The following is a 26,041-nucleotide window of genomic DNA, read 5'->3' on the forward strand; positions in this document are numbered from 1 at the left end:
GGGGTTTTTCATGTCTGCTGGCTGGCCCTCCCGGGAGCCGGTAGGAGGAGCAGATCAGTCCGTGTCTTCACCCTGCCCGAGTGAGCGGGTTGGGCTTCCTCCGCGAGGGCGGGTTGTGGGCAGGTTCTCACCCGTCACGGCGTAGTAGACCCGCTCGGCCACATTGGTGGCATGATCGCCAATACGCTCCAGATTCTTGGCAATGAAGAGAAGCTCCGTACAGGCACGGATGTTCCGGGCATCCTCGATCATGTAAGTGACCAGCTCACGAAACACGGTCACGTAATGTTCGTCCACGCCCCGGTCGGCGTGCCAGACCTCCATCGCCTGGTTGGCATCGTGCGCAATGACGGCATCCACCGTCCGGCCCAGATTCTCTTTCACCAGCCGCCCCATACTCCGCAGGCCGGACAGGGAAATCTGCCCGTCACCGGACGCCGCCTTGATGGCCTTGCGGGCAATGGAGGCAGCATAATCGCCGATACGCTCCAGGTCCCCCGTAATCTTCAAGGCCGCAACGATCTCCCGCAGGTCCGCCCCCATCGGGCTGCGCAGGGCCAGCAGACGGATGACCAGACTCTCGACCTCCCGCTCCAGCTCGTCCACCTCCGGGTCCAGCCTCGTGGCCTCTTCAGCGGCGGACTCGTCATGGTCGGAAATGGCACGAAGGGCAAGCCCCACCTGCTCCTCCACGATACGGCCAATCTTCACCATCATGGCCCGGAGCTGTTCCAGCTCCTGCTCAAAACTCGAGACGATATGAGAACGCTCGTGTGGCATGATCTCTCTCCCCTTCCCGCTTATCCGAACCGGCCGGTAATGTAGTCCTGTGTCTGCTTCTCACGAGGGTTGGTGAAGATACGGTCTGCCGTATCCACCTCCACCAGCCTGCCGAGATAGAAGAAAGCGACACGGTCGGCACAACGTGCAGCCTGCTGCATGTTATGCGTCACGATCGCAATGGTGAACTCTTCTTTCAGCTCATCCAGCAACTCTTCAATCCGGGCGGTGGAGATCGGGTCCAGAGCGGAGGTCGGCTCATCCAGCAGAAGAACCTCCGGCCTGGTCGCAATACTGCGGGCAATGCAGAGACGCTGCTGCTGTCCGCCGGAAAGCCCGGTCGCCGGGGCATTCAGCCGGTCCCGCACCTCGTTCCAGAGGGCGACACGGGTCAGCACGTCCTGCACCCGCTCGTCCATCTCCGTACGGTTCAGCTTCTCATGCAGGCGCACGCCAAAAGCGATGTTGTCATAAATGGACATGGGAAACGGCGTCGGCTTCTGGAACACCATCCCGATGCGGGAGCGCAGCATGTCCAGATTGATGGAATCATCAAGGATGTTGCGTCCATCGAACATCACCTCACCCGTGGCCCGCTGGCCGGGGTAAAGGGCGTAAATCTTGTTGAAGACACGCAGCAGGGTGGACTTGCCGCACCCGCTGGGACCGATCATGGCCGTCACGCAGCGGGCCGGGAAATCCAGCGAAATGCCATGCAGGGCATGGTGCGTCCCGTAATGGAAGTTCAGGTCCCGTACTGAAAGGGCGACATCCTGTACAGGTTCCCTGCCCGACAGGCTGGCAGATGACATCGAGGCAGAAGGCATGAAATTCTCTTCCCTTGATTTCAGTGACGGGATGAAAGCCGCACGGTGATGTTGATGAGCAGTACGCCGAACGTCACCAGCAGGGCACCCGTCCAGGCCAGCTGCACCCAGTCCTCATAAGAGGCACCGGCATACTGGTAGATGGCGATGGGCAGGCTGGCCATGGGCCGGGTCATGTCGGTGGACATGGTCTGATTGCCCAGCGATGTGAACAGCAGCGGAGCCGTCTCTCCCCCCATGCGGGCCAGGGCCAGCAGAATGCCGGTCGTCACGCCCTTGCGGGCCGAACGCAGGCAAAGGGACAGGATGACCCGCCAGCGGGCCGCTCCCAGGGCCGCTCCCGCCTCCCGCATGGCCGTTGGTACCAGGCGGAGCATGTCCTCCGTTGTCCGCACGATGAGGGGCAGGGCCAGCACGGCCAGCGCCACAGCACCTGAGAACCCGGAAAAGTGACCGAATGGCACGACAAGCAGCTGATAGATGAACAGGCCGATCAGAATGGACGGGGCCGACATCAGCATGTCCGCCACAAACCGCACGGCACTGGCGAAATGATTGCCCTTGCGCCCATATTCGGAGAGATAGATGCCGCACATCAGCCCGACCGGGGCCGCCATCAACAGGGCAAGACCCGTCTGCAAAAGGCTGCCCACGATGGCATTGGCCAACCCGCCACCAGAACCGGGAGGCCCCATCCTGTGCGCCAGTGTTGCCCATGAGAGACCTACCAGCCCACGGCTCAACAGCGTCCAGAGGATGGAGACCAGAACCAGAAGCAGGACACTCCCCGCCACAATACTGACGCCTGTCGCCACATAATCCAGCATCTGCCGCCGCAGGGCCTTGCGCCCCGGACGCCATCGCCCCGACTCAGAACCGGCCCTGTCGGCCTCGCTGGAAGATGCCGGAGAGATCACAGGTTCCGTCATTGACGTTTCCCTCTGAGACAACGTGCCAGCGCCAAGCTGACACAGGAAAGGAGCATGAGGATGAAGCCCAGCGCCATGAGAGACGAGAGACGCAGGGAGCCTTCCGGGCTTTCCGGGAACTGGAGGGCAATCAGCGAGGCCACGGTGCTGCGTGGCGCAAACAGGGACCAGCCCACGGTCGTCACGTTACCGATGATGAAAGTCACGGCCATGGTCTCACCCAGTGCACGCCCCATGCCCAGCACAATCGCCCCGATCATGCCATTGCGGGACCAGGGCACGACAATCTTGCGCATCATCTCCCAGCGTGTTGCCCCCAGCCCGTAGGCACTTTCCCGCAGCATGGGGGGAACCGCCCCGAACACATCCACCATCACCGCCGTGATGAATGGAGCGATCATCACCGCCAATATGATACCGGCCGTCACAAGCCCCGTACCAACCGGAGGACCGGAGAGCACGGACCCCAGAACAGGCACATGCCGGAAATGATGGTTCAGGAAAGGCTGTACATCACGGGCAATGAACGGGACGATGGTCTGGAACCCCCACATGCCGAAAATGATGGAGGGCACGGCCGCCAGAAGCTGGATGGTCGTCCCGACGATGGAGGCAAACCGCCCCGAGGCGATGTAGGTCAGCCAGAAGGCCGTACCAAACGCCATGGGGACGGCAATCAGCATGGCAATGAGCGTGCTGACGAGTGTCCCCAGTAGAGGGGCCAGAACCCCGTATGTATCCTTGACGGGATTCCACGAGACTGTCGTGAAAAAGGAAAGGCCAAACCTTGTGAAAGCCTGCCAGCCGCCTGTGGCCATCAGCAGGATCAGCCCGCCAAGCATGGCCAGCACCAGCAGTGAGCAGAGCAGGAGCAACCCATGGAAAACGGCGTCGAACCCCGCTCTACGGTGTGATGAACGCAATACGGGCGTCATGCGCATGTATCCGAAGCCTTGACCGTTTCACCTTCAGAGGCCTGCCCTCATGATGAAGGATGCCTCGCCTTCGTGCATTACCGTCCCTGCCCGCAAAGAACAACCGTCAGAAAAAGCGATTGTCCCACTTTGATGGTGGAAGAACCCGCTTTTTTCTGTATTCCTCATTTCGGAATGAAAAATGCCATGTGTCTGGCACGGAAATATTTCACAATTATGAAACAGACCTCTTTCACCAGACCTTGATTTCAGGAGAGGACAATGCCTGCACATCAGTTCCAGGGTTTTGTTGATACGGTGGACAGCCAGAACGGCATCATTGCAGGCTGGGCTGTCAACCTGCACGAGCCGTCCCGTGTTGTCCTGCTGCATGTCCTGGTGGATGGCCAGGAAGTCATGCAGGTTCTCTGCGACCTCAAACGGGAGGATGTCCGCCAGATCCTGCGTATTCCCAGCAACAAGCTGGGCTTCCGCTTCAGGCTCCCCCCGGAAGCCTGTGATGGCGCACAGCACGGCATCTCCATCCGCTTTGATGACCGCACCGCCCTTCTCTTCCCCGATGAGGACCAGCCCGACAGGGCGCATGAGACCCTCACCTTCTCACGCCCGCCCCAGACCGAATATCAGAGCTGCGTTGATGGCATGTTCGAAGGGCTGCTGCGGGGCTGGGTCGTTTCCCGCAATCATCCGGGGGCTGACTGGTCCGGCCATGTTGTCGTGTCTGTCAGGGTGGATGGTGTGCCGGTCGGGACTGTCCGGGCCGACTGCTACCGGGGCGATGTTGTCGAGTTCCTGAAAAGCGCCCCCAACTGCGGATTCGAGCTGCCCATCCCCCAGCGCTATCATGATGGCCTTCCCCACGAGATCACCATTACCAGCCTGCCTGACGAAATCCCGCTTGTCGGCAGCCCGCTGGTCACGGCCCTGGCCGATGACCAGCTGACGGCAAAACTCGTACAGATTGAAAACAGCATCGCCGCCCTGCACCAGCAGCTGACAGCCCTGCGCAACACCACACGCTCGCTGATTCCCCGCAAGCCGCTCAGCCTCCAGCATTATGACCGCTGGGCAAAAAGCTATTACCCCCTCCTGCGGGAACAGACAGCCCTGCTGCGCAAGGCCCGTCCGCTGAAGGAAACACCTCTCGTCTCCGTCCTCTGCCCGACATGGCGGCCAGATGAGGCGGAGTTCCGCGCTGCTGTCGAATCCGTCCTGGACCAGACCTATGAAAACTGGGAGCTCATCCTTGTCGATGATGGTAGCCAGTGTGAACGGACCAGAGCGCTCCTCAGGGAATATGCCCGGAAAGACAGAAGAATCCGCACATTCTCACTGAAAGTGAACCGGGGCATTGCCGGGGCAACCAACAAGGCCATCAGCCACGCAAAGGGCGCCTACATTGCCTTCTTCGACCATGATGACCTGCTGGTGGATGTCGCCCTGGAGAACATGGTCCGGGCTGCGCTGGAGACCGGCGCCAGGCTGCTCTACTGCGACGAGGACAAGGTGGATGCTGGAGGGCACTTCCTCGAACCAAACCTGAAACCCGACTATGACTACCGCTACCTTCTGGGTTGCAACTATATCTGCCATCTCACCTTCATGGAGGCAGACACTGTCCGCCAGACCGGCCCACTGGACAGCCGCCATGACGGGGCACAGGACCATGATTTCCTCCTCCGTGCCGTGGAGATCATCCCGCGCGAGGCCATCCACCACGTACCGGAAATTCTGTACCACTGGCGCAAGAGCCCCAACTCCACGTCCAGCAGTGTCAGCAACAAGGGCAATGCCATCCGGGCCGGTGAAGCCTGTATCACCGAGCATCTGAAACGCCGTGGCATCAAGGCGACCGTTTCTTCCGTGGAGCATCTCAGCCTCTATTCCATTCGCTGGCCGTTCCAGAAGCAGCCTGCCGTCAGCATCATCATCCCCTTCCGGGACCAGCTGGACATGACACGGCGCTGTGTTGAATCCCTCCTGGACACCCAGACCTACAGTGCCTTCGACATCATCCTTGTGAACAATTTCTCTACAAACAGGGAAACGCTGGCATGGCTGGACGGAATACGGAACCATGACCGGATCAGCATCCTGCATGTAGAAGAAGCGTTCAACTACGCCCGGCTCAACAATCTGGCAGCCAGACACAGCAACAGCGACCTGCTGCTTTTCCTCAATAATGACGTCATCGTCACCCAGCCGGATTTCCTCAAACGGATGGTGCAGGAAACACAGGCCGCACCGGATGTTGGCGCCGTCGGGGCCCGGCTCCTCTACCCCAATGGCACCATCCAGCATGCTGGTGTGGCTGTCGGGCCAGACATCATCGGGGTCCATGTCCATCGTCTCCAGCCGGCGAAAGCTTTCGGCTACATCGGGCGCCTGTGTATCAGCCACGAGGTGACGGCCATCACCGGGGCTGCCATGCTGGTCTCCCACCCGCTCTTTGATGCCATGGGGGGATTTGATGAAGTCGGCCTGACCGTTGCCTACAATGATGTCGATCTCTGCCTGAAAATCCGCGACAACGGGTACCGCATCCTCTTCTGCGCCGAGGCGGAAGCCGTCCATCATGAGAGCTTCTCCCGGGGGAGTGACGACCGCCCGGAACATGAGGCCCGTTTTTTCAACGAAAAACAGATCATGCTGGAACGATGGAAAGACAATCCGCTCTTTAAAAATGATCCGGCATACCCACATTATTTCCGGCAGGACCTGAGGACCTTCTTTGACCTCCGCAACCCAGAGGATTTATGGTCCTGAGGGTGACGAGGCCCGGAGGAGTCCCTCCCGGTTTCTGAAAAAGTTTTCTCCCCTCCAGTGAAGGACGGGAGAACACGAAGGAGCACTATGATGAGCAAGATCAATCATTATCACACCAGCAACAACACACCGGACAACACGAAGGCTGTTTCCATCGAGACACTGAATGCTCGTCTGGCTGACCTGATCGACCTGGCACTGGTGACCAAGCAGGCCCACTGGAACCTCAAGGGTGTCAACTTCATCGGCGTACACGAGATGCTGGACGGCTTCCGCAGCGGGCTGGATGGCTTTGTCGATACCGCCGCAGAGCGTGCCGTCCAACTGGGTGGCGTGGCTCTCGGTACCGTGCAGACAGTGCAGAAGAACACCAACTGCGCTCCGTACCCCACGGACATCTACACCGTGCATGACCACGTAAAGGCTCTGGCAGAGCGTTATGGCGTCGTGGCCAACAAGGTCCGTGAAGCCATCAAAGTGACGGCCGAAGCTGGCGATGAAGATACATCCGACATCTTCACCGAGATCTCCCGCGGGCTGGACAAGAACCTCTGGTTCCTCGAGGCTCACCTCCAGGCTGAAGCAGGCCCCCGCTAAGGGTTTGGGCCACACCGGGGCCTTCGGGCTTCGTGCTGACCGGGAAAAGGCATGTCTCCCACAGGGGCATGCCTTTTTCTTTGCCCGACACCCGCATCCCTTTCAGGCATGAAAAAAGGGTGGCCACAGCCACCCTTTCCCGATCTCCGCACCATATCTGCCCTCAGAGGGACAGAGCCAGATGAAGCCGTGCGAAATAGAAAGGATCTTCCTTCAGGACATCCCTGACAGCACGACCATCCGGCAGGACGTCGTTTCCGGCCCCCAGATCATCCGGCATGTAATCGGCACGCCAGTCCTTGATGTTGGCATCTGCAGGCAAGGGCTGCAGGACAGGCTGGTCCGGTTCGGACACGGCCTCCGGCTCGGCCTCCACAACAGGTTCAGGCACGGCAGGCGGAACTCTCTCAGGCTTCAGGCTATTCATGATCGCCCTGAAATCCTCTTCCCCCAGAGGCCCCGGTATGCCCCCCCGTTCCCGCTGCACGATCCAGCCCTCGGTCACGCTCTTCAGCATGGCTTTCTCTGCCGGATTCTCCTCAGCCCCAGCCTGCCCGGCCCACCAGCTCCGCCAGGCAGCATCTTCCAGCTGGGCAAAGTCCTCTTCCGTCAGCCGCTGCGGCGCAGAAGACGGGGATTTCTTGACAATCCAGCCAGCCACCAATGCCTGAAAGGCAGCCCTGTCCATCTCCGGCATGTTCATATTCCCTCACGACCTGTCATTCTGCCTATCAAGGCCTCATACTGGGCAAGGTACTGCCTTACATCCAGCACATTTTCTGCATGGCGCCGTACATTATGAGCCAGCGTCTCGGCAAGTGTCCTGTTTTCCAGAAGGTGCAGGACAGCATCACCGATGGCATCCGGTTGCAGGAAGGGAACCAGAAGAGCCGTCTCCCCGTGCGTCAGATATTCCCGCACCGGGGCCGTATCACTGGCCACAAGCGGACAGCCCACGGCCATGGCCTCCCTGAGCGACCATGACAGGACAAAAGGGTAGGTCAGATAGATGTGGGCATCCGAACGCTGCAGAACCCGGACCATCTGCTCCCTCTCCAGCCAGCCGACAAAATGGATGCGGGAAAGATCAAGTTTGCCCTCAAGCTCCCTCAGCATGGTCTGCCGCCAGGTGCCGCCACCCGCCGGGGGAAGACCATAGCTGACATCCTCCTGCCCCATCAGAATGACCCGGCAGTCCGGCCGGGCCTTCATCAGGGCGGGAAGAGAGCGCATGAAGCTGTGGAACCCCCGGTATGGTTCCAGATTCCTGGCAGCATAGGTCACCAGCGTCTCATAAGGGGCAACGCTGATGCTTCCCAGCCGGAATGGCTTCTGCCGCAACGAAGGGTCAGGCCGATACTGGGTGAGGTCAACCCCCTCATCCAGCAGGGTGATCTTCTCCTGCGCCCAGGCCGGATACGTTCCCAGCTGGAAACGGGTCGGTGTCTGCCCCTCCCCCGGCCCGGCCAGTGCCTGAAGATTGATGGCATTCTTGCAGCGGATCAGAAGGCCCGCTTCCTGCGGCATGGGGAACTCCGGGTCAAACCCTATGTCCCGGTCTTCCAGCCCATAATAGAACTCGAAATAACCCAGCACGGGCACACCGGGAAAGACTGAATCGATATTCAGCAGCTCCCCCCAGCCATGATGCCCAATGATAATATCTGGCCGGAACCCAAGATCCCGCAACGACCGGGCCACTGTCGCAATGGCCTCAGACCGATGGATGGCGTGGTCCATCTCCCGGACGAACGGATGCGCCCCATCCTGCCTCACCTCCGGCGGACGATAGAGCACCCGGCGGACACCGGGAATATCCGGCCCCTTGCCCGCCGTGATGAACACAACGTCATGCTCCGGCCTGCGGGCCAGATGAGCCACCATATGGGCATATTGCGCTGGGAAGCTCTGATGAACAAAAAGAAAACGCACCACTTCCCCCGGCCTGATCATGCCCCTGACGCCCTGTCAGGGCCGTTGCCTGCAACCCCCTTCTACGGCCTTATTTGCGCTTGCCAGAAGCCGCCGCAGCCTGGTTTTTCCCCTGCCCCTTCACCGGGACAAACTCAAGCTGGAACCCTTCCAGCGGGGCCAGACTCTCAGCCTGAAGAGCCTCCTCTCCCCCCTCGATGGGTCCCACCTTCGTACCATCCGTAAAGCTGGCCGCCAGCCTGACCGTCCATTTATGGGCAGCCTCACCCTTCAGGCGGACCCGCAGCCCCAGAATCGGCAGGGACATCCCCCGTGAACCACAGAACTGCCCTCCCTCGGACCAGGGAGACAGCCAACCACGCCCCAGAACGGCCTGATATTCAATATCCTTGGCCCGGACAGGCCCCTCGGGACGAACGGCGAAACCCTCGATCCAGCGTTTGCTGTCGACCTGTCCGATCCATTCACCAAGAGCACCGCCCACATCACCACGACGCTGGATATGGGCCACAACATCCCGAGTTGCCCCACCAACAGCACCAGAGACGGAAGCCTTGCTGCCACCAACCCGGTTCCCTTCCGCCATGGCGCCCGCAGCCGGGTCCGCCGGTACCCCACTGATAAGGCTGATCACCTGAAGACGGGGCGTTTCACTTCCTGCCTGACCATCCTGATAGGTCGTCACCATCACACCGGCAGGACCACGCCTCACCCTTACCAGCGCAGCGCTGTTGGCAGCTCCCATCCAGCCATCGGCAGCAAACGTGACAACCTCGACAGCATCCTCCGGCACACCCGGTGCCCGGGATATCCGCACACCCGGCAGTCCGCTCGGCCCAGCTTCCACCTGGCCCGGGGCGTGAAACACACAAAAAACGCCGGCGTCCAGCGTCATCACGTGGGCTCCCGCCTTCAGGTCCACAACACGATGACGAGGCTGTTCTGTGTCCATCTCTGGCATGCTATCTCCGATGATCATCTTCCATGCGTCAAGCGCAAGGCGCCCACACTGCACAGAACATCTTAAAATGTCCCTGTAATCATAACTGATTTGATAATATTCTGCAAAATGTCATCGTCATATATGGGCACGGTTCACTCCTGGCGACATTTTTCCCGCAGGAAAACACCAGCCAGCCGTTCCACCGGAAGCCCCAGCGGCAGAACCTGTCCCCAGGCTGGCCCCGCCTGCCTGAGACGTTCCGCAGAAGCACCGATATCAAAGCCCACGACCGGCAGCCGGGCCTTCCACAACCAGCCCAGCGCATAGCACCATGTCTCGGGGGCAATGGATGTCACGAAACCGACATCCGCCTTCACATCCTCTATCAGGGGCAGAACATCCCTGTCCTCATAAGAGCCAGTCACCCTGATGCCCGCCGCAAGGCTGGCCGTGTCATCATGTGTACTTCCAACAACTATGAGTTGCAGGGGAAGCCCTTCCCTCTGGATGTGCTGCCCCAGCGCCAGAAGCACATCATGACCTTTCCAGCGGCTGATTCCCCCCAGAACCAGTATTTTCAGAGGCCGCTCCGGCGTTGGGAGGCGCTCACTGCGCAACAGGGGGCCTGATGCCCTGATCTGCCAGTCATCTTCCAGCGGCTCGATGCTGATATCCCCAAGGCCGGGCATGTGCCGCCTCAACCGAGAGGCCGCATCCATGGACGGGGCCACGATCCTGCGGGCCTGACGCAGCTCCCTGTCCGAGCGGGCCAGAAAAGCAGGCAGTGTCAGCCCATCATCCGCCAGCACGCTGCCCCGCCCCAGACATTCCATGCAGCCCGCCATGGAGGGTTCCCCGCAATAGCGGCCGTGCCTGTTCAGCAGTGCGATGCGGGGACAGAACCAGACATGGTCATGCACATGGACATCATACGGCACGCCCAACTGCTGCGGCAGGTCACGCAGGCCCGGCTCATGGCCCAGCATATGGTGCCACACAACAAGACGGACGCCGAGCTGGCGCAGAAAAGCCAGCAGCACGGGCTGTTCTGCTGGCAGGGTGAACACCAGATTGGGGGCCTCCAGCCCTTCCACGGGGCTGACCACCCGGCAGCCTGTTTCCGTGGGCTCCAGAATGATGGGCAGAAGCCCCGCCTGCCCCAGCAGGGCCGCCTGCTCTCTCACAGCACGGGCCACCCCTCCGCCCCCACGATGCTGGAACAGGGCCACCGCTCCGACAAAACGCTCCCTATGCTGGCGCAGCCGCCGCCCGTCCAGCAGCCGGCGGTAATCCCGCAACGGATTCACCTTCTTCCACCGCTGTATGGCCGCATCATAGCCGGGATACAGGCGATTCAGTATGTCCAGATTGCGACGCAGGAGAGGCACTGCCTCCTGCCCGAAAGACCCATGCCCATGGTGCAGGACATAGACATCCACAGCGGCCAGATGGCGGAAGCCAGCCTCGCTAGCCCGGAGGCAGAAATCATTCTCCTCAGCATAACCCTGGGCAAAATAAGCCCCTCTCAGTTGCCCCACCTCGGCCAGACAGGCTGCTGCAATCCCCATGCAGAACCCGTTGGCCGTCGGCAGCTCCACCACCGGCCGGACACTTTCCGCCTGTTCCTGCAAAAGCCTGTCCATGGCGGCCAAGGCTGCGGGATCAGGCGCCGGGTTGTCACGCTCATGCGACGGATAGGATGTCAGCCCCCCCGCATTGGAGAAAGGCGTGACCGTCCCTGCCCGCTCAAGACGCAACCAGTGGCACAGGCGCTCCACCCAATTGCCAGAAACGAGCGTATCACTATTGAGCAGGATGACATCCCACCCGGCTGGCACAAGGGCCATTCCAGCATTGATGCTGCTGACAAACCCCTGGTTCGTCATCTGCCGGTGCAGGGTGATACGGCCCGCCACCGCCAGCCTGTCCAGATGATCCCGAATCCCGGCATCCGGGGACGCATCATCCACGATGATGAGGCGACAGGAGTCCGGCATGGTGGCCAGAACGGAGGCCAGACAGGCCCGCACCTCGGCCTCCCCCCGATAGACCGGCACAATGATGGCACAGCCTGTCCCCACAGCGTCTTTCCGCCTGTCGGCCCCGCTGCGCTTCCGGACCATGCGGCACCCCGATTTCGTCCAGCCCTTCCTCCTGTTTCCCCCCTCTTCTGGCGTACGCATCAGCTGTACCAGAGCGGGATCAAGCGGAGCGCCCTTCAGCAGGCGGTCATACTGATCCTGAAAACCGGTCGGGCGGTGCAGCAGGCGGGGCCAGTCCGCATAAGGCAGGTAAAAACCCCGGGGCCGTTGCAGCAGGGCCGTACTGCTGAAGGCTTCCGCAGGACGGTCCACCCGTAGCGGATCCTCATGCCCCTCCACCCACAACCATGGCAGAAAGTCCGGCTCACCAGGATACCACAACCAGCCCCGGACACCCTCCGCCTCCGCCATGACCAGCGACTGGCAACGTATCAGGGCCTGTATGTCGATCGGGCTCCCCAATACCGGCCGGTCATGACACAACACGACAAGCTGCTGACCCCGCCACCATGGTCCGGCCTCCTCCGGCACCAGCCGGGCCAGATCATGCACACCGGCTGTCACTGTTCCCAAACGTCGGCCATCCAGCACAAGGTCCACCGGGCCAACTGCACGCAGCCGCAGAGCCCCCGCATTGGACAGCACGGCCCAGCCCGGCACCCCGAGAGGAAAAGACAGGCTGTCCGCCAGGGCATGATGCTCCACCGTCAGACTGTTCCGGGACAGGACCTGCCCCATGATGCGGGCCGCTGGCCCGGTGGCCCCGCATCGCAGATACCCTCCTGCCAGAGCCAGCCCGGCTTCCCGCAGCCCATACCGGGCCCACAGACGTTCCAGCCGCGGCAGTGCCTGCGGAATGGCACCACTCTCCAGCAGAGCCATGGCACAGGTAAAGCTGATATTGTCATCCCGCCCGGACAGCGCTTCGGCCCGCTTCAGCCAGAAGAGACCATCCTCCCGCCTGCCCTGGGTCAGGCAGGCCCGGCCTTCATCAAACGCAGTCTGGATGGCCTGCATATGCCGGGCTGTCCAACGGGCCTCATCCTGTACCCGGAGAAGACGACCATAACCCGGGATGAAGCTGGCCTGCATCTTCACCGGCTGATCCCGGTCTCCACTGCCGCCATGTCCATCAAGGCGGGGTCCTGCGAGGCCTCAGCAGAAGGGTCTGCCAGACTGTCCAGCAGGGTCTGTGCCTGTTCAATTCCCTGCCGTGCAGCCTGCCCCAGCCAATACCGGGCCTGCTCGCCATTCTCAGGCCCACCCAGCCCCCGGAGCAGGTAACGCCCCAGCATCATCTGGGCCAGACCATGCCCCCGTTGTGCGGCCTCCTCGAAACATTCACGGGCCCGCTCCAGATCGACCGGCACATCGTGACCACCCCCATGCATGGCACCAAGGGAGAAATAGGCCTCTGGCAACCCGGCCTCGGCGGCTTTCTGGTACAGCTCCAGCGCCCTTGCATGGTCCCGGCTTCCGCCCACCTGCCCTGTCACGAGCAGCTGCGCCACACTGACACAGGCTTCCGGCATACCCTGGCGGGCGGCCTTGTCCATCCAGAGAAAACCATCTTCCCTGTTCTGTGCCACGCCACGCCCTTCAAACAGCATACGGCCATACCAGTACTGTGCGTTGACGACACCTTCCCGTGCCAGACCCAGCCAGTAGAAGGCCTCCGTCTCATCTGCCGTGCCCCCTACACCCTGCGCAAGACAGACGCCCAGATTGAAGGCACCAAGCAGATTTCCACCTTCCGCCTGCTGCCTGAGACGCTGCTGGAGGCTGCGCTGTTCATCTTCCGGGCGGGTCACACCGGCCAACACCAGATTGCCAAGGTCTGCATCGGCCATATGGTCCCCCAGCATGGCAGCATGGTTGAACCACTGGGCCGCTTTTCTCTCATCCCGTGGGACGCCGGTTCCTGTCAGATACAGCACGGCCAGCACACGGGCCGCAGGGGTATGATGCTGTTCAGCAGCAAGCTGATACCAGCGGGCGGCCTCCATCGGGCGCCGGAGCAGTTCTTCCCCCCGGATGTACAGGTCTCCCAGCAGGGCCGCTGCCTCGGCATCCCCGCCATAGGCTGCCCGGCGCAGCCAGCTTTCCCCCTGGATGACATTGACCTCTACCCCAACGCCTTTCAGGAGCATCAGCCCGTACCGGGCCTGGGCAGACGGAATGTTCTGCTCGGCGGCTTTCAGATAATGACTGGCAGACTTCCCGGCATCACGGGCCTGACCACTGGCACCATGCTCGTAAATCCACCCCATGGCAGCATTGGCCAGACCGATGCCACCCTCTGCGGCCCGCTGGAGAAGCTCCACAGCCTGCGCCCGCTGACTGTCATCCTCGGCCTCATCCAACAGGATGAGTCCCAACCCGAGCGCCCCCTGCAATGACCCGCCCCGCACAGCTTCGCCATACCAGTGACGTGCAGCCTGCCTGTCCTGCAGGTCATCAGGACCATGATTGAAAATATGCCCCAAAAGGGCCTGGGCCTCGACATGCCCGGCGGCGGCACTTTTTTCCGCCCATATGCGGGCCCGGGCAAAATCCGGCTTGTGGGCATCCATGGCATCCGTATCAAAACGCTCATAGAGGCCACTGCCTGCGGGAACGGTCCTGGCCGGGTCAAATCCGTCCGGCACACCCATGGCGAACAGCGTGGCCAGCGTAAAACTGGCCTCGCCAAGACCAGCCTCCGCCGCAACAAACGTCCAGCGGGCACCTTCCTCCAACGAAGAAGGCGTCCCCTGACCGGACAGATAACACTGCCCAACCCTGTATGCCGCCTCTGGAACGCCCGCATTTGCAAGTTTTGCGAAGAGGGAAAAAGCCTGTGGCGTTTTCCCCTCTTCCAGCAACCGGGTTGCCCGGGCAAGCCTGCGAGCTTTGGTGTCAAAAATGGCAAGCCTGCGTGCCATGGCCATGAGCCAACCTCCGCCTTTAAGAGGGCTCTCTCATACCCTCTGTTGCTGCGGGTACAACGCGACTGAACAGATATTTCAGGATCGTCCGCTTGCCGACATCAATATCGGCCGTCACTGGCATACCCGCACTGGGATGGAAGAAAGAAGGCTGACCATGAAGGGTATATTTGTCAATTCTTAGCCGGACACGGTAGAAAATGACAGAATCACCCTGTTTCATCATGGCAGAAGGATCAATCCCGGCCCTGATGTTCCCCTCGACCATTTCAGGTGGCAGGAACGTATCGGCACTGATGATGCTGACCGTACCCTTCGCCCCGCCATACTGGACATAAGGGAAGCTGGCAAACTTGATGATGGCATGATGGCCCTGCCGTACGTAGGCGCTGTCCTGCGGGCTCATGAGAGCCTCCACCTCCAGCCCGCTGTCGGTCGGCTCCAGCGTCATCACCCGCAGGGTGGGTTCCACCGTCGCTCCGACAGAAATGGGGGCTATGGTCAGCACGACACCATCCTGTGGGGCCCGCAGATCGATTTCCTTCTGCTGGACACGCCCTTTGCGGTAGTCACTCCTCAGCTGATCCAGCCGCCGCTCGCCAACCACAAGCATTTCATAGATCTTCGTCTTCCATGACTGGATATAGCTTTCCCGCAAGGCCCTGAGGGCGCTCAGACGGTTTTCCGTAGCACCAGCCGTCTGCTGGGCAGAGATCAGCGCCCGCTCCGTATCCATCACGGCATCCTGTGCCCCGAGGGTGGAAAGACGGGACCCCACGGCTTCTTTCTGCTCCCGTTCCCGCATGTCCAGCACGGCCTGCGTGACCTTCAGCTTGCTGGCATACATGGCCGCACTGGCCCTGGCCGCCTGAAGGTCGTTCTGCATTCCGGCGATGCGACGGTCAAAATCCGCAACGTGGGACTGATAATCCACCTTCATCTGCATGAAGACCTGCGCCTGCTGGATGGAGGCTGGCACGTTCATGTCTGCCTGATAGTCCCCATCGGAGGCCTGCGCCTTGAGCCGGGACACTTCCGCCTGAAGGGACTGCATCTGGGCGGAGAGATTCTCCATGTCCACATTGCTCAGTGTCGGATCCAGACGGGCCAGAACCTGCCCTTTATGGACATATTCGCCAACCCGGGCATTGATCGATCTGACACGCCCCTGGGCCACAGGCTGTACCACCACGATGGGAGCGGTCGAGATGATCCGCCCCGTGACAGTCACGACCTTGTTGAGCGGGAACAGCGCCATGGCCGCCACGCTGGCCAGCACCAGCGACCCCACAAGCCACGTGATGTAGCGTGCCGAGGCCGTCATGGGCAGATTGACCATCCCCAGTGTAGGAGAATGGAACTCCAGCAGGGCTATGGGCATGTCCTCCGGGGCAAACGGATCATCCGCCTTGCGTGGCCCCTTGTGGTTGTCCTCATCCATGTTGGGGGCAGCCTGCTGCTCTGTCTCCTGTGCGGGGCCAGACCCGGTATGCCTGCTCTCGCTCATCATTCCTGCCCTCCTGAAGACGGACCATCACCTGCCTGTGCACCCTGCGAAAGATGCCGGTTCTGCTGGAGCCACAAGGTACGGTACACGTCGCAGCGTTCCAGCAGGACCTCATGCGGAGCAATATCAATGGCCCGCCCCTGATCCATCACGGCAATCTGGTCACAATCCACCAGCGAGGACAGACGGTGCGACACGATCACCATGGTCCGCCCCTTGGCCAGATTCTTCAGGTTGGCATTGACGAGGGCCTCGGATTCCGGGTCCAGCGCAGATGTTGCCTCATCAAGAATCATGAGTTTGGGGTCAGAGATCACGGCACGGGCAATGGCCAGACGCTGCCGCTGGCCACCGGAAATGTTGGTCGATCCTTCCTCGATCCACGTCTCATACCCAGCGGGCATACGCTCGATGAATTCCTCCGCACCAGCCAGACGGGCCGCCCGGATCACATCATCCAGTGTCAGACCCGGGCGCCCGGCGGTGATGTTGTCATGAATGGTGCCCCGGAAGAGGAAGTTGTCCTGAAGGACCACACCAAAAGACCGCCGCAGGTAATGGAGGTTGATCTCACGCAGGTCGACACCATCAAGACGCAGGTAACCCTGATATTCCCGGCTGACCCCCTGAAGAAGACGGGTGATGGTTGATTTACCGGACCCGGAACGCCCGACAAGGCCGAGCATGGTCCCGGCAGGAACCTCGAACGTCACGTTCGACAAGGCCCTGGTCGAAGCTCCGGGATAGGTGAAATTGATGTTGCTGAAGCTCAGCGCTCCCTTGATGGGCGGACGCATGCCGTGGGTCAGGGCGTAGGTTTCCGTTGGCTGATTGAGCACCTCGCCAGCTTCCCCCAGAGACACGGTCACTTCATTGAGGGACTCCATGATCTTGGCCAGACCGACCAGCGGCGAAGCCACACGGCCACCCAGCATCATGAAGGCCATGAGCGCACCGCCCTGCATGGTGTTGGCGTCCGTCAGCACCAGATAGGCACCAACCAGGATGATCCCCCGGTTGATGAACATGTTGAGCGGCTGCACCATCGTGCTGACCCAGTTGGCCAGACGCTGGGACGCCAGACGCCAGTGGATGACAACGGCCGTGCGATTGTCCCACGCTGCCCGCCGGGTATTTTCCAGCGCCAGGGTCTTGACGGTACGGATACCGGCCACGGTCTCATACAGTGTGGCTCCCCGCTGCATCTCTGCCCGGACCATCTTGCCCGCCACGCGGCTGACCACAGGCAGCATGATGACCACGATCAGACCGATGGCCCCGGCGGCAACGAGTGTCAGCCAGGCCAGGGTGGAGCTCATGTAGAACAGCACCGGCATGACAACCATCAGCATGAACATGTCGAGCATGGTGTTCAGCACCTGCCCGGTCATGAAGTCACGTACCTTGAAGATGGAGTTGAAGCGCCCCAGCACCTCACCAGCCTGCTGGCGCTCATAGAACTCCAGCGGCAGGGCAAGAAGGCGGTTGAAGGCATGGAGGGAGATACGGGCATCCAGCCGGGTACTGACCACCAGTGTCAATTCCTGCCGGGCGTAAGTCAGCAGCACTTCGTACAGGCTTAGAATGACGACAAAACCCGTCAGGGAGACCAGAGTCGCCATGGAGTGATAGTTGATGACCCGGTCCACCACCTGCATGACGATCATGGCCGGGAACAGTCCCAGAACGCTCAGCACCATGGAGGAGAAGACGATGTCCCGCAGGCCCTTCTTCTCCCGCATGACCATTTTGGCGAACCAGTAGAAGTCGAAATTGGCGTCCGCCTCGGATTCATCGCTGCGTTTCTTGATGAGGACGACATCACCCGTCCAGAGCTGCATCAGCCTCAGCTCATCAATCGGAACAGGTGGCTCTCCCTCGCCCTTGAGGGGGTCCCGCAGCCAGACAATACCCTTCTCAGGGTCCGTACGGACCAGCAGGCCAGCAGACCCATCCCTGAACAGAAGCACGACAGGCGGCGTGAAGCCCAGCTTTACGAGATACCGCCACCGCAGGCGCATCCCCTTGGCCACGGCCCCAAAATCCCTGAGCCAACGGACAAGGGTTGCAGGCGACGGAGACGACTCCCCAGGCTCTGCGGCAAAGTCGTGTATATCCAGCTCGATACCATGATACCGCGCCGCTGCCATGACGGCCCGCAGACGAATATAGACCGGGCTCACACGCTGTGGCCTGGCATTGCCATGGTCTGGCCCATGGGTATTGGACTTGTGGCCTCCAGCTTCCTGCCCGGAAGACTGTTCGCCAGTTGGAGGCTGGTTCTCCACAGAATATCCTTACCTTGTCTCTTCACCCGCATCAGGCGTTCTGCTGCCTGATACCCCACTCACATCATGCCAGACGGAAATCTATAGGCAGTTACAGGCCACAAGCAAGGGCACAATATGATTTGCTGTTACTTTTTGCTCATCTTGTGGTGCCTCCCTCTCTCCCCTTCCATTCTCCCAGCCAACTCCCCATCTGGAAGGCACTGAACGGGGCCACCATGGCCTCCCTCTTGCCCAACAGCAGAAGGCCCCTCCATGCTGACACCTCCGCACCAGGCGGCATCCCTGCCGGATTTCTTTTACCGCCCCCTCACCCTGCCTGTTGCCACAGCCCCCCGCCTCGTTGCCCTGAATACGGACCTGGCACAACAGCTCGGCCTTGATGTGGACTGGCTGCACTCTGCCGAAGGGCTGGCCTTTCTCTCCCGCGGGCTGCTGCCAGGCCGGGATGACACGTCACCAGGGCCTGTGGCGATGGCCTATGCCGGACACCAGTTCGGCCAGTTCGTTCCCTCTCTGGGTGATGGCCGGGCCGCCCTCATTGCCGACTGCCAGATGGAAGATGGCTGTCTGGTGGAGCTCCAGATAAAAGGAACAGGCCCGACGCCCTTCTCCCGCAGCGGTGATGGCCAGAACACGCTGGGGCCCGCCTTGCGGGAATATCTGGTGAGTGAAGCCATGCATGCTCTCGGGATTCCTACCACAAGAGCACTGGCCGTATTGACGACCGGTGACATGGTAGACCGGAGCGAAGGCCCCGTACCCGGTGCCCAGATCGTACGGGTGGCCCGCAGCCATGTCCGGGTCGGCAGTTTTCAATATGCTGCGGCGCATGGCGGGCTGGAGCATGTCCGCCAGCTGGCGGATTTCACCATCCAGCGCCTGTTCCCCGACCTCGCTGCGGAAGGGCCGGGCCGTTATCTGGCGCTGCTGAAAACCACCATAAAACAGCAGGCCCAGCTTGTGGCACGATGGATGGAGGTCGGCTTCATCCACGGTGTCATGAACACTGACAACTGCGCCCTCTCCGGGGAAACGCTGGATTATGGCCCCTGCGCCTTCATGGACCGGTTCGACCCCATGAAACGCTTCAGCTTCATCGACAGGGATGGCCGCTATGCCTATGGCCGGCAGCCCGCCCTGGCCCTGTGGAATCTCAGCCGTCTGGCAGAATGTCTGTTTCCACTCTTTGATGACGATGAGGACAGGGCCATCGACCAGGCGCAGGAAGCCCTGCATGATTATGACGGGCTGTTCCACCATCACTGGCTGGCAGGTTTCCGGCGCAAGCTGGGACTGGAAACACGGGATGACCATGACATCCGCCTGCTGGAGCATGTTCTGGAAACCATGCATACCGGGCAGGCCGATTTTACGAACACCTTCCGCATGATGGGCTCCCCGGAAGTCGCCATCGACGGGGATTATTCAGCCCTGCGGGACCTGTTCCCCGGCAACAGGGGCCATTTCGACCTGTGCCGGACAGAAATCCTTCATCGCCTGACGCTGGAAACGCGCCCGCCAGAACTCCGCCAGAAAACCATGCAGGGCACGAACCCCCGCATCATCCCCCGCAACCATCAGGTTGAAGCGGCCCTGTCACAGGCCATGACGGGCGATTACCGGCTGTTCCACAAACTTCATGAAGCCCTGAAGACCCCTTTTGCCGAGGCCGATGACGGGCTGGATGCTGCCCCCCGGCCAGAGGAGGAAGTCCACCACACATTCTGCGGGACATGACACTCCCCGCCACTGTCAGGCGGGGAAAGCTCTTTTCACTGCGTCAGGCTGCGAACACGCTGAAGGGCCTGATCCAGCCCTTTCGTCGAGAAAAAGAGCTTCATCGGCTTGCCGGAAAACGTCATGGCCGTGAAAACGGCCTTCGGCTCTTTCAGCAGGCTAGCCCATTGCTGGTCATCAAAGCTCAGGGGAACAAGGCACCCTGTCGGCAGGCAGGTGGAAAAGGAATAGACATCCCCTACAGGCTGGGAGGCGTTGGTCAGTGTCAGGCCACGAACCAGGTCCAGCCCGAAGGGCACCGTAGCCACACCACGCACCTGCGTTCCGTCAGTCTCAAGACGGATGCTCATGACCCGCCTGTGGGACCGGGGCTCCAGCGCCTGCTGCTGCATGGCGCACTGAACATGACCATCCCCCCCTGCCCCATCATCAGGTGCCAGGCAGGCCACATCCCAGTCCTGATAACGCTCCCGCAGGGAGCTGGCCCCGTTGGGCAGGCTGGACGCCGCATAGGCGGACACCCCCGACAGAAGCACACAGCCCCAGAGCCCCCCCAACAGTCGCACCGCCACACCACCTTTTGCCATGGTCTTTTTTCCGTCCCGAGCCATTTCAGTCGTCCGGCCTTATAGACCATAGGACCCTGCTGGTCACCAGCCTGTCAGTTGCTTTCCCACCAATGCCGCTGCGCCATCCGGGCGGCCGTGCCCACATCCGCCTTCAGTTTGGCATCGCCCTGCGAGGTCTGGATCACACGGTCCGTCTCGGCCTGTTTCCGGGCGAGATCGGCCTTGATGACGTCATCCTCCCGGCTGGCCCTGGTCTCCAGCATCTTCAGCTTGAGCTGCTCTTCCTTCAGCTCAAGCTCACGGCTGGCCTCCTTGTAACGCCGGTCATCCTGCCATTCCGCATCACTGCGGGAATTGCGGGCAGCCGCAATGCGGGCAGCACTGTCCGCTGCCTGCCGCCGCAACCTTTCCTGCCTCTGCTGCGTCGCCCGGGCAGCCTGCTGCTGGGCGGCCTCCAACGCCAGACGGCGCTGGTCCTGACTGTCCTGGATGCGCCCAAGTGTCTCGAGCTGGGCAGGGTCTGTCGCCTGTGCAAGGGCGGCCCCCCCCATCCCCCAGGGAGCTGCCAGAACCAGAGCCAGCAACATACGATTCCATCCACCTGAACGCATCATTCCATCCTCCTCCGGGAAAGACTCTGCCTCAACGCTTCGGGCAGGCCGCATTGGGCTGGACACGGGTCCCATTCTCACCCGTTGACACCAGCAGTGCCGTACCGGGCCGGTATTCGCAAGTCCGGCCCACCTGTGTGGAGAGCAGGACATCCCCGCCAGCCCGGTCCTGGTAAGCAATCGTCACACCATCAACAAGCGTATGACCACCCACAGCCTGCCCACCCACAAGGGATCCCCCCAGGGCACCACCGGCACCAGCAGCCAGACCACCGCCCCAGCCAGCATGACCAGCACCAACGGCCAGACCACTGCCAAGAGCTGCCCCCAGAATGCCACCGACAATCTTCGCCGTATCGCGGTTACGGGAATTGTCCACGTTCACACGGGCAGCAGACACGGAAATGATCTGCACGGCACGGCCCCGCTGCACGGTATTGACCTGGGACTGGTCATAGACATCCGGCCGTGACTCCTGTCCCGGCGTCACACAGGCACCCAGAGCCAGAAAAGGTACGATCATGACAGCCATCAGGCCACGGGTTTTCAACATGGTCTCTCCACTCTCCAGAACAGCCCACCACAGATACAGACAGGGCCATGAAAAAAGCCTTCCATTACAGGAACATCCCTCCAGGCAGCACCACCCGGGAAGGCCAACCATCCCTTTTTCCAGAAACAGGAACCCCATCGTCAAGCCGGATTCGTGCAAAATTCTTCCACCTTTACGGGACATCACCGGTCCGATAGTGAACCAGTTCATGTTTCCCTGACTGTCAGACGGACCCAGCCCCATGACCACTGCCAGCACCCTCCCCCATCTCTGGCTGCCCTACAGCCAGATGCAGACCGCCCCCATGCCGGTGGAGACTGCCGCCACCTCCGGCAGCACCATCACCCTTGCGGATGGACGGACGCTTGTTGATGGCATCGCCTCATGGTGGACGGCCTGCCACGGCTACAACCATCCCCATATCCGGCAGGCCCTCGTCCGGCAGGCAGAAACGATGCCGCATGTCATGTTCGGCGGGATGGTCCACCAGCCCGCCATGACACTGGCCCGGCGTCTGTCAGACCGGCTGCCCGGCGATCTGGAGCGGGTCTTCTTCACCGATTCAGGGTCCGTGGCGATGGAGGTGGCAGCCAAGATGGCCATCCAGTACCAGCTCAACCAGGGGCGGGAAGGGCGGCACAGGCTCCTCTCCTTCCGGGGCGGGTATCATGGGGACACGCTGGCCATGATGGCCGTCTGCGACCCGGAAGAAGGGATGCACCGCCTGTTCGGAGAGGCCCTGACACCGCAGATCATTGCCGACCTCCCCACCACGCCCGGGACGCTGGCGGCACTGGAAACCCTTCTCTCCGAGCGGAGCCACGAGATCGCCGCCATCATCACCGAACCCCTCGTGCAGGGGGCAGGCGGGATGCTCTTCCACGGGCCGGAAACCCTCCGTCATCTCCGCCGTCTCTGCGATGACCACGGCATCCTGCTCATCATTGATGAAATCTTCACCGGGTTCGGCCGGACGGGGACATTTTTCGCCTGCGAACAGGCCGGGATCACGCCGGACATCATCACCCTATCCAAGGCCCTGACAGGCGGCACCATGCCCCTCGCCGCCACCATTGCCCGGAAACACGTGTTCGAGGCCTTCCTCTCGGATGATCCGCTCCATGCCCTCATGCATGGTCCGACCTTCATGGCCAATCCACTGGCCTGTGCCGTGGCCAATGCCTCGCTGGACCTGTTCGATCAGGAGCCACGGCTGGAACAGGTCCAGTCCATCAGTGCCCAGATGGCAGCAGAGCTGGAACCCTGCCGCTCCCTGCCCGGCGTCAGGGATGTCCGTGTTCTGGGTGCCATCGGTGTCGTGGAGCTGAAAACGCTGGATGACCCGGAGGCCCTCAAGCGGGCCTTCATCGAAAAGGGCGTCTGGGTCCGTCCCTTCCGGCACATCGTCTATCTCACGCCCGCCTTCACCATCACGCCCGATGAGCTGAGCAGACTGACCGGCAGCATCCATCATGTCCTGAAGGACCATCTGGGATGAACACCCTCCAGTCCGCCCTTCAGGCAGCCCTGCATGAGCGGGACCGCCAGCATACCCGCCGCCATCTTGTCCCCGTGGAACGGCAGGGCGGCTCTCTGCTCCGTCAGGGCCGGAAGCTGGTTGATGTCACCTCCAACGACTATCTCGGCCTTGCGGACCATCCCCTGCTGCGCCAGAGGGCGGCAGACTGGGCGGAACGGTACGGCACAGGCGCACGGGCCTCCCGCCTTGTCAGCGGTACCCTGCCCCTGCACACGCAGCTGGAAGAAAAACTGGCCCGCTTCAAGAAAAGCGAGGCGGCCCTGCTGTTCGCCAGCGGATGGCAGGCCAATGCGTCCCTGCTCCCCGCCCTCAACCACCTGTCCCGCCAGCAGACGGGCCATCCGGCCATCCTCTTCATGGACCGCCTGAACCATGCCAGCCTGCATCATGGCTGTCTGGCGGCCGGGCTGCGGCAGGTGCGCTTCCATCATAACGATCTTGCCCATCTGGAAACCCTGCTGGACCGCCATGCCGACCAGAAGGGCCTGAAATTCGTCATCACCGAGACTGTCTTCTCCATGGATGGAGACCGGGCCGACATCCCCGCCCTGCGGGCACTGGCAGACCGTCACGGGGCCTTCCTGTACGTTGATGAAGCCCATGCCACCGCCGTTCTGGGGCCGGGTGGGTGCGGCCTGTCCAGCGGGCTGGCGGACATCACCATGAGCACGGCCAGCAAGGCCCTGGGTGGAATGGGAGCCTTCGTGACGGGAAGTCGGGCCCTCTGCGACTATCTGGTCAATCAGGCCTCCGGCTTCATTTACAGCACGGCCCTGCCCCCTGCCTGCCTCGGGGCACTGGATGCCGCCCTTGAGATCGTCCCTTCACTGGAGGCTGAACGCCTGCATCTCCAGCATCAGGCCAGCCGTCTGCGCCAGCGACTGAATGATGCAGGGTGGAAGACAGGCCCCTCCAGCACACAGATCATTCCGGTCATGATCGGAGACAGTGAAACGGCCCTGCATGTCGCCCGCTCTCTGGAGGAAAAAGGATTCCTCAGCATTGCCATTCGTCCGCCCACCGTCCCGCCCGGCACGGCCCGCCTGCGGATCGCTCTGGAAAGCCGCCTTTCCGCCACCACCATAGACCAGCTCGGCGACGCCCTGCTGGACAGCCTGCGGAGTGTGACGCCCCGATGATGACGCTCCATTTCCTGCATGGCTGGGGCTATGATGCCAGCTTCTGGACACCACTGCGGCAGCATCTGCCGGAATTCCGGCATGTCTGTGCTGATGCGGGCTATTTCGGAGCGACGACACGGCCAGACCTGCCGGAAACTCCCTTCTGGGCCGTGGGCCATTCCGCCGGGGCCTGTTCCCTGCTGGCCCTGGAAGCACCGCACTGCCTTGGCCTCATCAGCATCAACGGCTTTGCCCGCTTCACCAGAGACGAGAATTTCCCGGACGGTGTGCCAGAACGCATCCTTCACCGCATGATCCGGCAGCTGGACCGTCAGCCACGGGATGTCCTGCGCCAGTTCCGCCAGATGTGTGGAGAGACCGATCCCGTTCTCCCCACCACGCTGGACCATGAAGCCCTGAAAACCGGTCTTGCCGCACTGGCCGGGATGGACCACCGCCCCCTCCTGCCCCGCTGGGAAGGGCGTCTCCACAGCCTGCACAGCCCGGATGACCCGCTCTCTCCTGCCAGAAACGGGCTGGGTCCCGCAGCCAATGGCATCAGCCTGCCCGGCGGGCATCTTCTGCCCCTCACGCACCCGCAGGACTGCGCCATCCTTCTCAGGCGCATCATCAGGGACACTCCTCTGGCATGACATCCCACCGCAAGACCGACATTGCCGCCCGCTTTGATGCCGCCCACGATTATGAACAGGCGGCCTTCATCCAGAAACAATGCGCCCGGATGCTGGCCGGGCGCATCTGCCAGAGCCATCTCCTGCACCCGCCCCGCCGGATTCTGGAATTCGGCTGCGGAACCGGCCTGCTGAGCCGTGAGCTGGTGACCGCTTTCCCGCAGGCGGAACTTCACCTGACCGACCTGGCCCCTGCCATGCTGGACAGGGTCCGCCGGACTCTGGCTCCTCTGCCCGCAACCGTGCATCTTTATGTCATGGATGGGGAACACCCCCAGCCACAGGATGAAACAGGTGGAGGGTTCGACCTCATCACCTCCAGCCTCTGCCTGCAATGGTTCGAGGACCGGGCCGGAGCCTTCCGTGACCTTGTGGCTCTCCTGCGGCCTGGCGGCCGACTGATGGTCAGCACACTGCTGGCGGACAGCCTGCATGAATGGCAGGAAAGCTGTGAAGCCGCCGCCATTCCCTGTGGCGTGCCGGACTATCCCACCCTCACGCAGCTTCAGCAGGACTGGCCACCGGGAGGGCATGGCCAATGGGACGCCTGCCCGCTCCATGACCCCACCCCCTCAGCCCAGCACTTCCTGAAGGGGCTGCGCATGATCGGGGCGTCCCTGCCGAAAAACGGGCATCAGCCGACCCTGGGCCTGCGCAGGGCCATGCGCCATTTTGACAGCCATTTCGACCATGTGACCTATCAGGCCGCCTTCGGCGCCTTCCAGAAAGGACACTGACCACC

21 protein-coding genes are annotated in these 26,041 nt (G+C 61.7%); 7 read left to right on the plus strand and 14 right to left on the minus strand.

Annotated elements, in window-relative coordinates; genetic code table 11:
• Nucleotides 1-54: 54 nt before the first annotated feature.
• From phoU to pstC, 4 genes are read right to left on the minus strand one after another with little or no spacing between them, the layout of a single operon-like run.
• A complete protein-coding gene (gene phoU / locus ASO19_RS02550; RefSeq protein ID WP_103765328.1) occupies nt 55-780 on the minus strand; it encodes a phosphate signaling complex protein PhoU in 726 nt (241 codons plus the stop codon).
• Nucleotides 781-800: 20 nt separating this feature from the next.
• Entirely contained in the window at nt 801-1,607 is an 807-nt protein-coding gene (gene pstB / locus ASO19_RS02555) for a phosphate ABC transporter ATP-binding protein PstB (RefSeq protein WP_198027217.1), read from the minus strand.
• Nucleotides 1,608-1,627: 20 nt separating this feature from the next.
• On the minus strand, nt 1,628-2,536 hold the full coding sequence (pstA, locus tag ASO19_RS02560; protein ID WP_103765329.1) for a phosphate ABC transporter permease PstA: 909 nt from the start codon (nt 2,534-2,536) through the stop codon (nt 1,628-1,630).
• On the minus strand, nt 2,533-3,477 hold the full coding sequence (gene pstC / locus ASO19_RS02565; RefSeq protein ID WP_081562574.1) for a phosphate ABC transporter permease subunit PstC: 945 nt from the start codon (nt 3,475-3,477) through the stop codon (nt 2,533-2,535). The genes pstA and pstC overlap by 4 nt, the downstream gene beginning before the upstream one ends.
• A 255-nt stretch (nt 3,478-3,732) precedes the next feature.
• Here pstC and ASO19_RS02570 point away from each other — a divergent pair, with 255 nt between their 5' ends.
• Entirely contained in the window at nt 3,733-6,237 is a 2,505-nt protein-coding gene (locus ASO19_RS02570) for a glycosyltransferase family 2 protein (RefSeq protein ID WP_103765330.1), read from the plus strand.
• A gap of 90 nt (nt 6,238-6,327) precedes the next feature.
• A complete protein-coding gene (gene dps / locus ASO19_RS02575) occupies nt 6,328-6,834 on the plus strand; it encodes a DNA starvation/stationary phase protection protein Dps (protein ID WP_043559660.1) in 507 nt (168 codons plus the stop codon).
• Nucleotides 6,835-6,997: 163 nt separating this feature from the next.
• Here dps and ASO19_RS02580 read toward each other — a convergent pair whose 3' ends face one another.
• The 7 genes from ASO19_RS02580 to ASO19_RS02610 form a co-directional block, all read right to left on the minus strand.
• Nucleotides 6,998-7,537, minus strand: a complete 540-nt coding sequence (locus ASO19_RS02580) for a hypothetical protein (protein ID WP_086431843.1) — start codon at nt 7,535-7,537, stop codon at nt 6,998-7,000.
• Nucleotides 7,534-8,787, minus strand: a complete 1,254-nt coding sequence (locus ASO19_RS02585) for a glycosyltransferase (protein WP_197981651.1) — start codon at nt 8,785-8,787, stop codon at nt 7,534-7,536. Before ASO19_RS02585 ends, ASO19_RS02580 begins: the two co-directional genes overlap by 4 nt.
• Nucleotides 8,788-8,836: 49 nt before the next feature.
• A complete protein-coding gene (locus ASO19_RS02590) occupies nt 8,837-9,727 on the minus strand; it encodes a hypothetical protein (RefSeq protein ID WP_103765337.1) in 891 nt (296 codons plus the stop codon).
• A 134-nt stretch (nt 9,728-9,861) separates the two neighbouring features.
• Complete coding sequence (locus tag ASO19_RS02595; protein WP_103765331.1) at nt 9,862-12,843, minus strand: glycosyltransferase; 2,982 nt, start codon at nt 12,841-12,843, stop codon at nt 9,862-9,864.
• A 2-nt stretch (nt 12,844-12,845) separates the two neighbouring features.
• Nucleotides 12,846-14,675: a tetratricopeptide repeat protein gene (locus ASO19_RS02600; RefSeq protein ID WP_227656526.1), complete on the minus strand. Its 1,830-nt coding sequence runs from the start codon at nt 14,673-14,675 to the stop codon at nt 12,846-12,848.
• Between the two features lie 22 nt (nt 14,676-14,697).
• The gene (locus ASO19_RS02605) at nt 14,698-16,188 is read right to left on the minus strand and encodes an HlyD family type I secretion periplasmic adaptor subunit (RefSeq protein ID WP_086431839.1); all 1,491 of its coding nucleotides are present in this window, start codon (nt 16,186-16,188) and stop codon (nt 14,698-14,700) included.
• Nucleotides 16,185-18,335: a peptidase domain-containing ABC transporter gene (locus ASO19_RS02610; protein WP_043559742.1), complete on the minus strand. Its 2,151-nt coding sequence runs from the start codon at nt 18,333-18,335 to the stop codon at nt 16,185-16,187. The genes ASO19_RS02605 and ASO19_RS02610 overlap by 4 nt, the downstream gene beginning before the upstream one ends.
• 393 nt (nt 18,336-18,728) lie before the next feature.
• On the opposite strand from ASO19_RS02610, the gene ASO19_RS02615 reads away from it, so the two are divergent.
• Entirely contained in the window at nt 18,729-20,213 is a 1,485-nt protein-coding gene (locus ASO19_RS02615; RefSeq protein WP_103765332.1) for a protein adenylyltransferase SelO, read from the plus strand.
• Nucleotides 20,214-20,248: 35 nt separating this feature from the next.
• On the opposite strand, the gene ASO19_RS02620 is transcribed toward ASO19_RS02615, so the two are convergent.
• The 3 genes from ASO19_RS02620 to ASO19_RS02630 form a co-directional block, all read right to left on the minus strand.
• On the minus strand, nt 20,249-20,800 hold the full coding sequence (locus ASO19_RS02620; protein WP_166651599.1) for an invasion associated locus B family protein: 552 nt from the start codon (nt 20,798-20,800) through the stop codon (nt 20,249-20,251).
• Between the two features lie 74 nt (nt 20,801-20,874).
• Nucleotides 20,875-21,396, minus strand: a complete 522-nt coding sequence (locus ASO19_RS02625) for a DUF5384 family protein (RefSeq protein ID WP_143539872.1) — start codon at nt 21,394-21,396, stop codon at nt 20,875-20,877.
• Between the two features lie 28 nt (nt 21,397-21,424).
• Complete coding sequence (locus ASO19_RS02630; protein ID WP_043559746.1) at nt 21,425-21,946, minus strand: hypothetical protein; 522 nt, start codon at nt 21,944-21,946, stop codon at nt 21,425-21,427.
• A gap of 241 nt (nt 21,947-22,187) precedes the next feature.
• Between ASO19_RS02630 and ASO19_RS02635 the strand changes: the two genes are divergently transcribed.
• The 4 genes from ASO19_RS02635 to ASO19_RS02650 are packed head-to-tail and all read left to right on the plus strand — an operon-like array spanning nt 22,188 to nt 26,036.
• Nucleotides 22,188-23,444 (plus strand): adenosylmethionine--8-amino-7-oxononanoate transaminase, encoded by a 1,257-nt coding sequence (locus ASO19_RS02635; protein WP_103765333.1) that lies wholly within the window; start codon nt 22,188-22,190, stop codon nt 23,442-23,444.
• Nucleotides 23,441-24,625, plus strand: a complete 1,185-nt coding sequence (locus tag ASO19_RS02640) for an aminotransferase class I/II-fold pyridoxal phosphate-dependent enzyme (protein WP_086442222.1) — start codon at nt 23,441-23,443, stop codon at nt 24,623-24,625. The genes ASO19_RS02635 and ASO19_RS02640 overlap by 4 nt, the downstream gene beginning before the upstream one ends.
• Nucleotides 24,622-25,260: an alpha/beta fold hydrolase gene (locus ASO19_RS02645; RefSeq protein ID WP_249109844.1), complete on the plus strand. Its 639-nt coding sequence runs from the start codon at nt 24,622-24,624 to the stop codon at nt 25,258-25,260. Before ASO19_RS02640 ends, ASO19_RS02645 begins: the two co-directional genes overlap by 4 nt.
• Entirely contained in the window at nt 25,257-26,036 is a 780-nt protein-coding gene (locus ASO19_RS02650) for a methyltransferase (RefSeq protein WP_103765334.1), read from the plus strand. The genes ASO19_RS02645 and ASO19_RS02650 overlap by 4 nt, the downstream gene beginning before the upstream one ends.
• Nucleotides 26,037-26,041 lie beyond the last annotated feature (5 nt).

Source organism: Parasaccharibacter apium (assembly GCF_002917995.1).
Taxonomy (GTDB): Bacteria; Pseudomonadota; Alphaproteobacteria; order Acetobacterales; family Acetobacteraceae; genus Bombella; species Bombella apis.

What these genes read in the sequence shown, in the direction of transcription:
- phoU (WP_103765328.1), bottom strand. Translation starts at nt 780, where the DNA reads ATGCCACACGAGCGTTCTCATATCGTCTCGAGTTTTGAGCAGGAGCTG.
- pstB (WP_198027217.1), bottom strand. Translation starts at nt 1,607, where the DNA reads ATGCCTTCTGCCTCGATGTCATCTGCCAGCCTGTCGGGCAGGGAACCT.
- pstA (WP_103765329.1), bottom strand. Translation starts at nt 2,536, where the DNA reads ATGACGGAACCTGTGATCTCTCCGGCATCTTCCAGCGAGGCCGACAGG.
- pstC (WP_081562574.1), bottom strand. Translation starts at nt 3,477, where the DNA reads ATGCGCATGACGCCCGTATTGCGTTCATCACACCGTAGAGCGGGGTTC.
- ASO19_RS02570 (WP_103765330.1), top strand. Translation starts at nt 3,733, where the DNA reads ATGCCTGCACATCAGTTCCAGGGTTTTGTTGATACGGTGGACAGCCAG.
- dps (WP_043559660.1), top strand. Translation starts at nt 6,328, where the DNA reads ATGAGCAAGATCAATCATTATCACACCAGCAACAACACACCGGACAAC.
- ASO19_RS02580 (WP_086431843.1), bottom strand. Translation starts at nt 7,537, where the DNA reads ATGAACATGCCGGAGATGGACAGGGCTGCCTTTCAGGCATTGGTGGCT.
- ASO19_RS02585 (WP_197981651.1), bottom strand. Translation starts at nt 8,787, where the DNA reads ATGATCAGGCCGGGGGAAGTGGTGCGTTTTCTTTTTGTTCATCAGAGC.
- ASO19_RS02590 (WP_103765337.1), bottom strand. Translation starts at nt 9,727, where the DNA reads ATGCCAGAGATGGACACAGAACAGCCTCGTCATCGTGTTGTGGACCTG.
- ASO19_RS02595 (WP_103765331.1), bottom strand. Translation starts at nt 12,843, where the DNA reads ATGCAGGCCAGCTTCATCCCGGGTTATGGTCGTCTTCTCCGGGTACAG.
- ASO19_RS02600 (WP_227656526.1), bottom strand. Translation starts at nt 14,675, where the DNA reads ATGGCACGCAGGCTTGCCATTTTTGACACCAAAGCTCGCAGGCTTGCC.
- ASO19_RS02605 (WP_086431839.1), bottom strand. Translation starts at nt 16,188, where the DNA reads ATGATGAGCGAGAGCAGGCATACCGGGTCTGGCCCCGCACAGGAGACA.
- ASO19_RS02610 (WP_043559742.1), bottom strand. Translation starts at nt 18,335, where the DNA reads ATGGCAGCGGCGCGGTATCATGGTATCGAGCTGGATATACACGACTTT.
- ASO19_RS02615 (WP_103765332.1), top strand. Translation starts at nt 18,729, where the DNA reads ATGCTGACACCTCCGCACCAGGCGGCATCCCTGCCGGATTTCTTTTAC.
- ASO19_RS02620 (WP_166651599.1), bottom strand. Translation starts at nt 20,800, where the DNA reads ATGGCAAAAGGTGGTGTGGCGGTGCGACTGTTGGGGGGGCTCTGGGGC.
- ASO19_RS02625 (WP_143539872.1), bottom strand. Translation starts at nt 21,396, where the DNA reads ATGATGCGTTCAGGTGGATGGAATCGTATGTTGCTGGCTCTGGTTCTG.
- ASO19_RS02630 (WP_043559746.1), bottom strand. Translation starts at nt 21,946, where the DNA reads ATGTTGAAAACCCGTGGCCTGATGGCTGTCATGATCGTACCTTTTCTG.
- ASO19_RS02635 (WP_103765333.1), top strand. Translation starts at nt 22,188, where the DNA reads ATGACCACTGCCAGCACCCTCCCCCATCTCTGGCTGCCCTACAGCCAG.
- ASO19_RS02640 (WP_086442222.1), top strand. Translation starts at nt 23,441, where the DNA reads ATGAACACCCTCCAGTCCGCCCTTCAGGCAGCCCTGCATGAGCGGGAC.
- ASO19_RS02645 (WP_249109844.1), top strand. Translation starts at nt 24,622, where the DNA reads ATGATGACGCTCCATTTCCTGCATGGCTGGGGCTATGATGCCAGCTTC.
- ASO19_RS02650 (WP_103765334.1), top strand. Translation starts at nt 25,257, where the DNA reads ATGACATCCCACCGCAAGACCGACATTGCCGCCCGCTTTGATGCCGCC.